The 12,209-nt window shown below is 68.0% G+C and carries 13 protein-coding genes; 3 read left to right on the top strand and 10 right to left on the bottom strand.

The window, feature by feature from the left end; translation table 11 throughout:
* Positions 1 to 4: 4 nt before the first annotated feature.
* From A9W96_RS28455 to A9W96_RS28445, 3 genes are all read right to left on the bottom strand, one after another.
* Positions 5 to 640 carry a cutinase family protein gene (locus tag A9W96_RS28455; protein ID WP_067144540.1) on the bottom strand — a complete coding sequence of 212 codons (636 nt, stop codon included), beginning with the start codon at positions 638 to 640 and terminating at the stop codon, positions 5 to 7.
* Between the two features lie 142 nt (positions 641 to 782).
* Positions 783 to 1,271 carry a hypothetical protein gene (locus A9W96_RS28450; RefSeq protein WP_067144539.1) on the bottom strand — a complete coding sequence of 163 codons (489 nt, stop codon included), beginning with the start codon at positions 1,269 to 1,271 and terminating at the stop codon, positions 783 to 785.
* Between the two features lie 101 nt (positions 1,272 to 1,372).
* Entirely contained in the window at positions 1,373 to 2,044 is a 672-nt protein-coding gene (locus tag A9W96_RS28445) for a TetR/AcrR family transcriptional regulator (RefSeq protein WP_066861341.1), read from the bottom strand.
* 205 nt (positions 2,045 to 2,249) lie between these two features.
* Between A9W96_RS28445 and A9W96_RS28440 the strand changes: the two genes are divergently transcribed.
* Positions 2,250 to 4,016: an amidohydrolase family protein gene (locus tag A9W96_RS28440; protein WP_067144538.1), complete on the top strand. Its 1,767-nt coding sequence runs from the start codon at positions 2,250 to 2,252 to the stop codon at positions 4,014 to 4,016.
* A 43-nt stretch (positions 4,017 to 4,059) separates the two neighbouring features.
* Here A9W96_RS28440 and A9W96_RS28435 read toward each other — a convergent pair whose 3' ends face one another.
* Positions 4,060 to 4,659, bottom strand: a complete 600-nt coding sequence (locus A9W96_RS28435; RefSeq protein ID WP_066861346.1) for a TetR/AcrR family transcriptional regulator — start codon at positions 4,657 to 4,659, stop codon at positions 4,060 to 4,062.
* 119 nt (positions 4,660 to 4,778) lie between these two features.
* Between A9W96_RS28435 and A9W96_RS28430 the strand changes: the two genes are divergently transcribed.
* Positions 4,779 to 5,324 (top strand): cyclopropane-fatty-acyl-phospholipid synthase family protein, encoded by a 546-nt coding sequence (locus tag A9W96_RS28430; protein ID WP_067144537.1) that lies wholly within the window; start codon positions 4,779 to 4,781, stop codon positions 5,322 to 5,324.
* 17 nt (positions 5,325 to 5,341) lie between these two features.
* Here A9W96_RS28430 and A9W96_RS28425 read toward each other — a convergent pair whose 3' ends face one another.
* The 4 genes from A9W96_RS28425 to A9W96_RS28410 all read right to left on the bottom strand — a co-directional run bounded on the left by A9W96_RS28425 (position 5,342) and on the right by A9W96_RS28410 (position 8,934).
* Complete coding sequence (locus tag A9W96_RS28425) at positions 5,342 to 6,715, bottom strand: DEAD/DEAH box helicase (RefSeq protein ID WP_067144548.1); 1,374 nt, start codon at positions 6,713 to 6,715, stop codon at positions 5,342 to 5,344.
* 274 nt (positions 6,716 to 6,989) lie between these two features.
* Positions 6,990 to 7,340 (bottom strand): SH3-like domain-containing protein, encoded by a 351-nt coding sequence (locus A9W96_RS28420; protein ID WP_066861350.1) that lies wholly within the window; start codon positions 7,338 to 7,340, stop codon positions 6,990 to 6,992.
* A gap of 14 nt (positions 7,341 to 7,354) precedes the next feature.
* The gene (scnC, locus tag A9W96_RS28415) at positions 7,355 to 8,077 is read right to left on the bottom strand and encodes a thiocyanate hydrolase subunit gamma (RefSeq protein WP_067144536.1); all 723 of its coding nucleotides are present in this window, start codon (positions 8,075 to 8,077) and stop codon (positions 7,355 to 7,357) included.
* Complete coding sequence (locus A9W96_RS28410; RefSeq protein ID WP_067144535.1) at positions 8,074 to 8,934, bottom strand: SH3-like domain-containing protein; 861 nt, start codon at positions 8,932 to 8,934, stop codon at positions 8,074 to 8,076. The genes scnC and A9W96_RS28410 overlap by 4 nt, the downstream gene beginning before the upstream one ends.
* Positions 8,935 to 9,038: 104 nt before the next feature.
* Between A9W96_RS28410 and A9W96_RS28405 the strand changes: the two genes are divergently transcribed.
* Positions 9,039 to 9,878: an enoyl-CoA hydratase-related protein gene (locus A9W96_RS28405; protein WP_067020021.1), complete on the top strand. Its 840-nt coding sequence runs from the start codon at positions 9,039 to 9,041 to the stop codon at positions 9,876 to 9,878.
* Here A9W96_RS28405 and A9W96_RS28400 read toward each other — a convergent pair.
* Positions 9,875 to 11,584 carry an FAD-binding protein gene (locus tag A9W96_RS28400; RefSeq protein ID WP_067144534.1) on the bottom strand — a complete coding sequence of 570 codons (1,710 nt, stop codon included), beginning with the start codon at positions 11,582 to 11,584 and terminating at the stop codon, positions 9,875 to 9,877. The two genes, A9W96_RS28405 and A9W96_RS28400, sit on opposite strands and share 4 nt — an antisense overlap.
* Positions 11,581 to 12,209 (bottom strand): SRPBCC family protein (locus A9W96_RS28395; RefSeq protein WP_304441746.1); only part of this gene is annotated, 629 nt, incomplete at its 5' end. The genes A9W96_RS28395 and A9W96_RS28400, both read right to left, overlap by 4 nt.

Raw genomic sequence — 12,209 nt, 5'->3', positions numbered from 1 at the left:
CCGCTTACGAGAGGCGCTTGGCGGCGAAATCGGCCGCCTGGTCGACCATGCCTGCCTCGACGTACTGCCGGTGCGCGGCGGGGTTGCCCGCGTCGGAACACACCGGATCGCCGGGCACGCACAACTCGAGGGTCTTCGCCGCGTACAGCGGCCCGATGGTCACCGGTGGCTCGTTAATGATGCTCATGAACTGGCTCGACGGCTTGCCGAACAGCGCCACCGCGGCCACGTGGTTGGCCACCTCGGCCGGCATCGGCTGCAGCGCCTGCACCAGGTGCACGCCGTCGGGTACGGCGCTTTCGGTGACGAAGCCCATCACCGCCGCGCCCTGCGAGTAGCCGCCCAGCACCATCTTGGTGCGCGGGCAATTCGCGGCCATCTGCTCGACGTGATTGCCGGCGTCGCTGATGCCGTCGGCGGCGGTGGGAAAGTCGGTAGTGGCCGGATAGTTGACCGGATAAACCCCCACCGACTTCCCGCCGACCTGCGAACGCAGGGTGTCGACGAAGCTCTGGCCGATGCGGCCGATACCTGGGGGCTCGGTGGTGCCCCGGGCGAACACCACCTCGACGTCGGGGCATGGTTCTGCGGACGCCGGCTCGACCGGGCCGATCAGCAGAGCCGAAAACGGCGACAGCACAGCACAAGTCAACACGGCGAAAGGATGGGCCTTCACATCGCGATCCTGCCACAGGACGCCGCCGCGCGCGCGTCGTGCGGATCGTCCCCGCCCCGGATGTGACGAAGACCTCCACGTCGACTGGTCACGTCGACGAGCTGCGCTACCTGTGGGCGCGACCCTGCCGCTTCGCGCGGAACGCGGACTGGGCGCCGTGCAGCGCGCCGCGGAATGTGTACGCGGCAGCCACCACGCACAGCAGGATCAACACGACGAACATCGGCAGCCAGTTGTCCCTGGTGTGACTGACGTTCCACCAGATGATCGTGAAGAGCACGGCACAGAGCAGCAGGACCCCGTCCCGCCAGTTGCCGTGGTAGGACAGCGCGGCCCGGCGCAGCACGCGGCTGCGGTCCGCCGCATCGATCAGGTCGTCGACGCGACCCTCGATGCTGCGCCGCAATTCGGCGCGCCTGTCGACGTCTTCGGGCGGGAGTCGGTCGAGCAGGTCCATGTCCTGCTTGATCGCTTCGCGGTAATCAGGACCCCGGAATTGCCCGGCCGCCACCGCGAGCAGCGCGCCACCAAAGATGGGCGCGCTGTTCAGCGCGACCTGTGCCAAACCCACCACGTCGAGGCCTCCTTCGATCATTGGACAGCGTCGGCCCATTGAGGATTAGCGCATCGCCCGCGCGCGACTTCAAGACATAACGGCGAATGTGTATGGTCAAAATCGCCGCTCCGCGCCCGGGATCAGGACGCTTTCGAGGACCGGCGGCGCGTTGGGGCCGGCTCGGGCGCGCCGAGGGCATCCATGGCGCGGACCAGCTGCGGGTAGGCGATCGCCGGCCCGATCCAGCGGCTGAGGTAGCGGCGCAGATCGTCGCCGGTGCGCGGTGGCCGTCCCGGGTCCGCCAGGAAGGAATGCAGAACCCGCAGCGAGAATTCGTTCAGCTCGTCCAGGCCCGCCTCATCGAAACCGTAACGCTCCCAGTCGATGTCGTAGCGGTGCAACATCGAACGGCCGAACGCCAACGCGGTATCGGAGACGATCGACACCTTCTGGCCGCCGCGGTGGCGCTGGTTGAGCACGAATTCGACCTGGTTGTCCGAGGCGAGCTCTTCGACCGCGAAAGCCATGCCTTCGGTGATGGCCACCACCGGATCGGTGACACCTTCGAGATGGGCTGCCATGCGATCGAGGAAGCCGTCGGCCGACCGCATCGCCGACGCCACCAGCAAGGCCTGCGTGCCGGGAAAGTACCGATAGACGGTCTGGCGGGTGACCCCCAGCGCGCGTGCCACGTCGGCGATCCGCATCGCCGAGCCGCGTTCGTCGATGATCTTGTCTGCTGCGTCCAGGATGCGCTCGATCGCCTCCGCGTCCGACGCGGGGGTGTTTCCCGCCCAACCGTGACTGCGCATGATTAACGGACGGCAAACCCGTAGCCGATGAACCCCACCGCTGGATCATATCGTCTGCCGGGGCGTCATCGGTGCTGGCTAACCGCGCGGTCGGGCGCCGATTACGCGGCAAGACAAAACGGGCATTATGTATGATCACTGCGGATCTCCGAGGCAGCGGCCCGACGGTCTCCCCACGCGCCCGGCGCAACAGAAAGGCCGACCGATGCAGTACGACACCGTGATCGCCAACGGACGCTGGTTCGACGGGACGGGCGGGCCGTCGGCCTACCGGGACATCGGCGTGCGGGACGGGCGGGTCGTCACCATCGCCAAGGGCCCGCTGGACACCACCGGCGCCCGGGTCATCGACGCCACCGGTCAGTGGGTGATCCCCGGCATCATCGACATTCACACCCACTACGACATCGAAACCCTCTGTGAGCCGGCGCTTTCCGAATCGCTGCGACACGGCGTGACGACCGTGATGTTGGGGTCCTGCTCGCTGTCCACGGTGTACCTGGACAATGTCGACGCGGGCGACATCTTCGGCCGCGTGGAGGCGATTCCGCGGCGCTACGTCATCGAGCAGCTCAACGCGACCCGGTCGTGGAACAGCCCCAAGGAATATGTGGCCGCGCTCGAGCGGCTGAACCTGGGCCCCAACATCGCGGCGTTCATCGGGCACTCCGACATGCGCGCCGCCACGATGGGCCTGGACCGGGCGACCCGCAAGGACGTCCGCCCGTCGGCGGCCGAACTCGCGCGGATGGAGGCGATGCTGGAAGAGGCGCTCGACGAAGGCTTCGTCGGGTTGTCCTCGCAGCAACTGCTGTTCGACAAACTCGACGGCGAGGTCTGCCGGTCGCGCACCCTGCCGTCGACCTACGCCAAGCCTCGCGAGCTGCGGCGCCTGAACGCCATCCTGCGGCGGCGCGACAAGATCCTGCAGTCGGGCCCCGATATCAAGAACCCGCTGTCGATCGTTTCCCAGTTGGCCACCTCCCTCGGGGTGGGGCGCCGCCGGTTGAAGACCAGCCTGCTCTCGGCCGCCGACGTCAAGTCCCTGCCGCCCGTCATCTACCTGATGGACTGGCTGGCGCGGATGGTCAACGCGCTCGGCGCCGATTTCCGCTGGCAGCATCTGCCGGTCCCGTTCGAGGTCTACGCCGACGGGATTTCGCTGGTGATCTTCGAGGAGTTCGGCTCCGGCGCCGCGGCCCTGCACCTACAGGACGAGATCGCCCGCAACGAGCTGATGCGCGACGAGGACTACCGGCGGCAGTTCCGCAAGGACTACGACCAGAAGTACGGCCCCCGGGTGTGGCACCGCGACTTCTTCGATGCCGACATCGTGGCCTGCCCCGACGAATCGGTCGTCGGTAAGTCGTTCGGGCAGGTGGGCCTGGACCGCGGCGGCCTGCACCCGGTCGACGCGTTCCTCGACCTGGTGCTCGAGCACGGCGAAAAGCTGCGCTGGCGCACCACGATCTCCAACCACCGGCCCGAACTGCTCAAGAAGCTGGCGCAAAGCCCGGGCGTGCAGATGGGGTTCTCGGACGCGGGCGCGCACCTGCGCAACATGGCCTTCTACAACTCCGGGCTGCGCCTGCTGCGCCACGTGCGCGACGCCGAGAAGCGGGGCACGCCGTTCATGTCGACCGAGCACGCCGTGCACCGGCTCACCGGCGAGCTCGGCGCGTGGTACGAGCTCGACGCCGGCACCCTGCGGGAAGGCGACCGCGCCGATATCGTCGTGATCGACCCCGAGAGGCTCGACGACTCCCTCGACGCCTATGCCGAACATCCCGTCGAGTCCTACGGCGGGCTGTCGCGGATGGTGAACCGCAACGACGCCACCGTCACGGCGGTTTTGGTGTCCGGCAACCTCGCGTTCGGCGCCGGCAAGGCGTCGCCGGAGCTGGGCGAGAAACGATTCGGTGAGTTCCTCCGGGCGGGCGCGTCGGCGCGAAAGCCTGCCTACGCCGGCTAGCCGCGCCGATTGCGCGGGGGTTTGTGCTGGGGCGCCGCAGTTTTCAGGCCACCGACGCACCCAGGATGAGGTTGACCGCCTCGTCCAGCTGCCCGGAGATCTCGGCGAAGCTGACGAACCGGGCGGTCATCAGCGCACCCGAAAAGGTCATCTGCAGCGTGGATCTCACGGCGCGGGGCCACCCCGGACCGAGCGCGGCCGCGATCCGCTTGGCCACTTCCTCGCCGATCTGTTCGCGAAGGGGGGTGACCGCCGGATCATCGGCCATCAGGGCCGCGCCGCAGGCGGCGGTCAGTTCCGGCTCGTCGGCGACGACGACCGCCATGTCCCGCAGGGTTGCGCTCACCCGGGTTTTGGTCGTCTCGTTGACGTCGGTGTGCAGCGGCAGGTCCCGCAGGAAGCGCAGATACACCGCCGCCACCAGCGCACTTTTCGACGGAAAGTAGGTGTAGGCGCTGGCCGGCGACACCCCGGCGCGCGTCGCCACCGCGCGCATCGTCAGATTCGCGTACGAGGATTCCCGCAGCTCCGCCAGCCCGGCGTCGAGCACCTTGCGGATGGTCTGCCCGGGCCGGCGGTCGGATCGGCGGGCCGCGCCGACCGTTTTCCCGGCGACCGCCGGGGACGACGCATCTCTAGACACCCGTCCAGTGTAGAAACGGGTCCTGCCACCAACAACTTCCATCGCGGGCGGTCGGCGCGAGCGCGGGATCCCGATAACGGACAAGTGTCCAGAAGAAGCCGGGTTCTAGAGTGGCGGCTATGGGCGAAGCGGACCGGCGTCGCTGGGACGATCGGTACGCGGCCAAGGGGCCGCCACCGTTGAGTTCGGTTGCGCCTCCGGGCGTTTTCGCGCGCCACGCGGATGTGTTTCCCGCCGCGGGGCGGGCCCTCGACCTGGCCTGCGGGCAGGGGACCGGCTCGGTCTGGCTGGCGGCACGCGGCCTGCAGGTGCTAGGGCTCGACGTCTCGCCGGTGGCCATCGCCCACGCGCGGGAACTGGCCCAGCGGGCCGGCGTGGGTGACCGCTGCCGCTTCGACGTCGTCGATTTCGACGCCGGCCTGCCGGCGGGGGCGCCGGTCGATGTGATCCTGTGCTGCAAGTTCCGCGACCCCCGCCTCGACCGGGCGATCATCGATCGGCTCGCGCCGGGCGGGCTGCTGGCGATCGCCGCATTGAGTGAGGTCGGGGCCAGCCCGGGTCCCTTCCGCGCCGTGGCCGGCGAACTGCCCGCCGCGTTCGCCGGCCTGGAGCTGATCGGCGCCGGCGAAGGCGACGGTCAGGCGTGGCTGCTGGCCCGGCGCTGACCGCCGCGACCGCGGGCTTAGCCGGTAGCGCCCTGCGCGCGGCTGGCGCGGCGGCGATCCGGCCGTCGTCGAGGCGCAGCGGTGCGGTGCGACATCGCCGATTCCGTGGGGGTGGGATTGGTCCTCGGCGACCTGCTGGACCGGCGGCGCCGCTGCCCGCCGGAGTTGGCCCGATGCTGCACCGGCGCGTGCGAGGGCGCCCGGGCCGGCGCGGGGGCCTGGTAGGGCGCGACCTCGCCCACCAGCGCCTGCACCGCCTCGGACGCGGCGGTCACCTGCACCGGGGCGACCTGGATGCCGGCCTTACGCATCAGCAACTGGGTGTCACGGCGCTGCTCGGGCAACACCACGGTGACCACGTCTCCGGCGCTGCCCGCCCGCGCCGTTCGCCCGGACCGGTGCAGATAGGACTTGTGCTCGGCGGGCGGGTCGATGTGCACGACGAGCTCGACCTCGTCGACGTGCACGCCGCGCGCGGCGATGTCGGTCGCCACCAGCACCCGGGCGCCGCCCGAGGCGAACATCGCCAGGTTGCGCTCGCGTGCCGGCTGAGACAGGTTGCCGTGCAGGTCGACTGACGGAACTCCCGATTCGGTGAGCTGCCTGGCGAGCTTGCGGGCCTGATGCTTGGTGCGCATGAACAGAATCCGCCGACCGGTGCCGGAGGCGAGCCGGTGCACCACCTCTTTCTTGGCCTCGGCGTTGGCGACGTGGAAGACGTGATGGGTCATTTCGGGCACCGGCGAGTTGGGCTCGTCGACCGAGTGCAGCACCTCGTTGCGCAGGAATCGCTGCACGAGCTTGTCGACGCCGTTGTCCAGGGTGGCCGAAAACAGCAGGCGCTGGCCGTCTTTCGGCGTCGCGGCCAGGATCCGGGTGACGCCGGGCAGGAAGCCGAGATCGGCCATGTGGTCGGCCTCGTCGATGACGGTGATCTGCACGGATTCCAGGCTGATCAGCCGCTGCTTCATCAGGTCCTCGAGCCGGCCCGGGCAGGCCACCACGATGTCGACGCCGGACTTCAGCGCGGCCACCTGGCGGCTTTGCGAGACGCCGCCGAAGATCGTGGTGATCCGCAGGCCGGCGGCATTCGCCAGTGGCTCGAGCGTCGCTGTGATCTGCGTCGCCAGCTCGCGGGTGGGGGCCAGCACCAGGCCCGAGGGCCGCGAGGGGCGCCGGCTGCCCGACGCGAGGCGGCTGACGAGCGGGATGGAGAAGGCCAGGGTCTTGCCGCTGCCCGTCTTGCCGCGACCGAGCACGTCGCGACCGGCCAGGGTGTCGGGCAGGGTCTCGATTTGAATCGGGAAGGGATGGGTGAGGCCGCGCTTGGCGAGCGCATCGACCAGGTGGGTGCGCACGCCGAGATCGGCGAAAGTCTTACTGGTGGTCACTTTTCGGTGCCTTTCGGGCATCGGTGGTGCCGCGCCGGAGGCGAGAACGCCGCGCGGCATCGGCACGAGGTGGCGAGATTGCCGGATGGCAAAATCGATCGCCGCGAGACAAGCTAGTGCGCGATGCACGGATCATCTAGGTGACAAGCGCGATCTTTTCGCTGGCACCGGAGGGATGAGGAAGCGTTCCACGACGGTGTTGGCATGCAGTGTCATGAAGCCAACGTTGCTGCCAGCGTAGCGTATGCGACGCCGAACGGCTAAATGGCGTAGCTCACTCTTCGAGCCGCGCACGAACGGCCGCCAGCCGCGCCGCCAGCTCGTCTTCGTCGATGACGCCGCGCGCCACCAGCGAGTGCGCCAATGCCACCAACCGATTCTCCGGATAGGGCAGGCCCGCGTAGACGGTTGCCGACAGCGCGTCCTCGTCGCTGCGCCGCTCGGCGAAACTGAGTACCTGTGCCCCGCAATTACTTTGATCGAGGGCATCGCAGATGCCGTCCAGGCTCGTCTGCCACGGGGGCACCGGGTTGCCGACGCCGTGTTTGGCCGCCATGCGGCTCCAAATCTGGTTGCGTTCAACGATTTTCGTCAGCGGCGCGATGCTGGAGTGTTCGATGCTCATCGATGCGCCCCGGGTCAGTCGCCGACGGGGTGTACGGCCGGGCGCGTCTGGGTGACGGCGTTGGTGGTCACCCCCGGCTTGGGCAACGCGACGCCGATCAGGCAATCGCGCGTGATTATTTCGACGAGTTGGTCCTCGGTCCAGCCCTGCGTTCCGTCCGGCCGGACGGGCATCACCATGAACCGATGCTTCTGGTTGGAGTCTTCCACCCGGATCTCGACGTCCGCCGGGAGTATCAGGCCGAATTCCGCGAGCACCTGCCGCGGCCAGCGCACGATGCGGCGCCGATAGTTAGGGGTGCGGTACCACTCCGGCGAGTTGCCCAGAATCGGGCGCGGGTAGCACGAGCACAGCGTGCAGACGATCACGTGATGCAGCGTCGGGGTGTCTTCCAGCACGTGCAGGGCGGTGAAGTCACTCGGCGTTCCGAACCCGGTCGGTTCCAGCCAGTCGACCCCGACCTCCTTGCTGGCCGCCAGCGCATCGGTGCGCACCAACTCCTTGAAGTCGGGATCCAGCCACGCCCGGGCCACCAGGCGGGCGGCCGGCGTGGGGCCGATTTGTTCCGCGTACTCCGTCATCAGGCGGTGTTCCTCGGCGGTGAAAATGCCCTTCTCGATGCACAATTCGCGAAGCGCGATCTCGAGGACTTCGAAATCGGTGATCTCGTCCACCATCGGCGCGGCCGTACGGTCGTGATCGTGGTCGTGGTCGTGGTCGTGGTCGTGGTCGGTCATGATGACGTTCCTTCAGAGGTCGCGGCCGCCTGCAGCCATCGCTCGGGAAGCTCAGTCTGCAGCGAGTCATGGAAGGGACCGGTGTAGCCGGGCCACAGTTCGGACATAGTGAATCGAACGATGTAGAACCATTCGGGTCGTTGGTCCGGCGCGTCCCACGTCTCGTCCTCGGCGGCGGGGCTTTCGTACGAGACGACCGCGATCTCGCCCGTCGCCCCACGCACGTACTCCTGCGTGCGGGTGTAGAGCAACACCGGCAGATCGCGGACCACGACCTTGTCGCCGACGTTGAACTTCGGTGCGCCGGCCTGTCCGGCGTACACCTGCGGGTCGCCTTTGCCGACGGCGTGGCGGTGGTGCCGGTTGCGTGAGACGGCGGCGGGATCGCCTTCGGACTTGGGCTTGGCCTGCAAGGGATTTCCGCGCAGGCCGTCGGCATAGCGGGCCCTGACCTCGGCCATGCGTTCGGCCAATTCGCTGAGGCCGATGTGGTGCTTTTCGACGAGGACGCGTGCGACGGCAAGCAGCCACCGCCCGTAGTAGGGCAGTCCGAGGTAGATGGTGCGGCCCAGGTCGACGTTGCCCATCCGGCGTCGTTCCTCGGACAACCAAATCCCGCGCCAGCCGAGCACCTCGCACAGCACATAGGTGTTGTGCTCCCAGATCTCGTACTGCTTGTTCTCGAACTCAATGGGAGCGTCCGGCTCGCCGCCGACGTCGTGGGGGGTCTTGACATAGGCGTTGAAGCGTTCGTGGTCAATGAGATCCGGCGTGGGAGCGTCGGGGAGCTCGGGGTAGGACGATTGCAGCCGGGCTATCAGGTCGAGCTGTGCGGCTCGGTCCGACGCAGTCGTCATCCCAGCTCCATTCGACTAGTCCAGCGCCTTCGTACACTTCACCCTTCCGGCGGACATTGCGCAACCGCAAAGCGAATGTCGCCGTCTCCGGTAACGTCACCGCAATGGAGCGGCGCGTCCTGGAAGCGGTCATTTATGAGCGTGAACCGCCGATTGCGCGGATCATTCTGAACCGGGTGGACAAGGCCAACACCAAGGACGCGGTGCTGGTCGGCGAGGTCGACAGTTGCCTGCACGAGGCCGACCGCGACAAGGACATCAAGGTCGTCATCCTCAAGGCCAACGGCAAGGGATTCTGCGGCGGCCACGTGGCGCGCTGGGGTCCGGACGAAAACCCGTATCCGGATTTCGGGGACACGTTCGAGGACCTCTACAAGGGCACCGCCGATCTGTTTTTGTGGCCCACGCTGTACCTGTGGGAGTTTCCCAAGCCGACCATCTCGCAAATCCACGGCTACTGCATGGGCGGTGGCATCTATCTCGGACTGCTGACCGACTTCTGCGTCGCCTCCGAGGACGCGTATTTCCAGATGCCGCTCGCCCAGAGCCTCGGCGAACCCGGCGGGCACACCATGATCGAGCCGTGGCTGCTGATGAACTGGCATCGCACCATGGACTGGCTGCTGCTGGCGCCGACCCTGACCGCGCAACAGGCGCTCGAGTGGGGCCTGCTCAACCGGGTAGTGCCGCGCGACGACCTCGAGGACACGGTTGAGGAGATGGCGCGCAAGATCGCCCAAATCCCGTTGACCACACTGATGGCGGTCAAGAACAACGTGAAGCGCGCGTGGGAACTGATGGGCATGCGGGTCCATCTTCAGGTCAGCCACATCCTGACCAACATGGTCGGCGCCGCGTCCGACGTGCAGGCGCGGCGCGCCGAGCTGATGCAGTCCGGCATGAAGCCACGCGAATTCGTCGACAAACCCGAATCGCCCGCCTAGCGGCTCATCTCACCGGCGATCTTGCGTCCGGCGGCATGGCGCGCGGCGACGTACCCGAACACCATCGAGCTGGCGATGCTCGCGCCGGCGCCGGGATAGGTCCGGCCCATCACCGTCGCGGTCGTGTTGCCGGTGGCGTACAAACCCTCGATCACCCGGTCCTGTTGGTCGAGAACCTGCGCGTGTTCGTTGGTGATGACGCCGCCGCACGTGCCGACGTCGGCCGGCAGCACCCTGGTCGCGTAGTAGGGGGCGGTGTCGAGCGGGCCGATGGCGGCGTTCGGCCGATAGCCGGGGTCGCCGAGGCAGTCGTTGTAGGCGGACTGGCCGCGGCCGAAGTCGGGATCCAGCCCCTTGGCCGAGAATTGGTTGAATCGCCGAATCGTGCGCGCCAGTTCGTCGGCGGGAAGATCGATCTGGCGGGCGAGGTCGGGGATGCTCGCCGCCCGGGTGACGGCACCGGATTCGATCAGCTCGGCCGGCAGCGGCTGGTTTCGCTTCAGGGTTTTCAGGGGGCTTGCGTTCGTGACGTATCTGCGTACGTATCCCTCGTCGAAGATCATCCAGCACGGCACCGCCTTATTGGCGTACATCGCCTTGCCGACCTCGACGTAGGAGTTGGACTCGTTGCAGAACCGCCGCCCGGTCGAGTCGACGTAGATGGCACCGGGACGCTGGCGTCCCGAACCGAGCGAGGCGGCGACGGCGCCGCCGTTGGCGATGAAAACCGAAGGCAGCCACCAGGCCTCGTCCAGCAGGTCGGTCTTCGCGCCCAGTCGCATCGCCGCCTCGAGGACCTCGCCGGTGTCACCGGCGTTGGCGATCGACCACTTCCCCTCGTTGGGCTGGTTGCCGCTGTAGCGGCGGCGCATCTCCTCGTTGTGGCCGAAACCGCCGGCGGCCAACAGGACTCCCTTGCGGGCCTCGACCGTCAGCGGCCGTCCGTCGCGGACGACGCGCACGCCGACCACCCGGCCGTCGTCGACGACCAGATCCGTCATCGCGGCTTGTGTCCACAGCGGGGGATCACCGTCGCTGAGATCGATCAGCGCCTTGAGCATCTGGGCGATCAGCGAGGCGCCGTTGGTGAGGAGCTGACGCCGCCGGGCCCGGGCGATCGCGGTGCGCAGGAATACCCGCGCCGCGACGGCGAAGGCGCGCGGTGCGCGGTTGAAATACTGGACCGACCGTAACTCGTTGGTCAGCACCACATATCCGTAGTTCTTGGCCAGCGGCGGCTGCACCTTGTCGCTCCAGTCGCCGAGCCGCGCGGCGTCGAACGGGATGCCCTCGACGGCGCGACCGGAGGCGTTGCCGCCCTTGTGGTTCGGGTAGTAGTCGCTCCAGCCCGCGCAGCGGATCAGCGCCACGCCCTTGCGGGTGAGGAAGTTGATCATTTCGAAGCCCGCGGTGAGGAACATTTCGCGTCGTTCGGGTGAGGAGGGCGCGCCGATGTCGCCGACCACGTCGGCCAGGTAGGCCAGGCCGTCCTCATGGGAGTCGGCGATGCCGTCGGCGCGCATCAACGGGTTGTTCGGCAGCCACACGATGCCGCCCGACAGCCCCGTCGAACCGCCGACCAGCGGCTGCTTTTCGATGATCAGCGGTTCGAGGCCGCAGTCCAGTGCGGCCAGCCCGGCGACCATGCCGCCCCCGCCGCTGCCCGCGATGACCAGGTCCACCGAGTGGTCCCACCGGCCGGTCATCGCGCCGCCGCGCCGAAGCCGAGGTCGACGATCGGTACGTCGATGGTGGTGTTGGTCTTTCCGATGGCGGGCAGCAGCGTGGTGTAGGGCAGCCCGGCCAGGAAGCCGTCGATGACGCGTTCGAAATTCGAGATCAGCCCCTCGATCTGATCCGACAACCGCATGAAGTCAAACCCCCTGGAATGCAAGCCCTTCTGCTGTCGGGGCAGGTTGGAGAAATCCTGGGCCGGGATGGGCGGCCACCGCGGGTCATCCGGTGCCATGGGTTCGGGAGGCGTGGGCTTGCCGGCCGACGCGTCCGCGGGATACCGGGTCAGCGACCAGATCTCGAACAGCGTCTCCTCGGGACCCAGCGGACGGATGCGGTACGAGGAGGCGCTGCTGTAGGTGGGCAGGATGAAGTGGTGCGGGAAGGCGAATCCGATCGCGTCGGTGATCCCGCGCCGAACCAGCTCGTTGAGGTCGGGCATGGTGCTGCCGCGGGCGCGATGCCAGTTGACGACGGCGTCGTTGAGCGCGTCGCGCCACCCCGCCATCGCCGCGGCCGGGTCGGCCGGCAACTCGATGTGCTGCAGTCCTTCGGCGATGCGAATGTCGTTCTCGTGCGTCATGCCACCCATGCCGG

The sequence above is a fragment of the Mycobacterium sp. 1245852.3 genome (genome assembly GCF_001669335.1).
Taxonomy (GTDB): Bacteria; Actinomycetota; Actinomycetes; order Mycobacteriales; family Mycobacteriaceae; genus Mycobacterium; species Mycobacterium europaeum_A.
The sequence above is the reverse complement of the archived record's forward strand: the minus strand, read 5'-3'. Positions and strand labels throughout refer to the sequence as shown.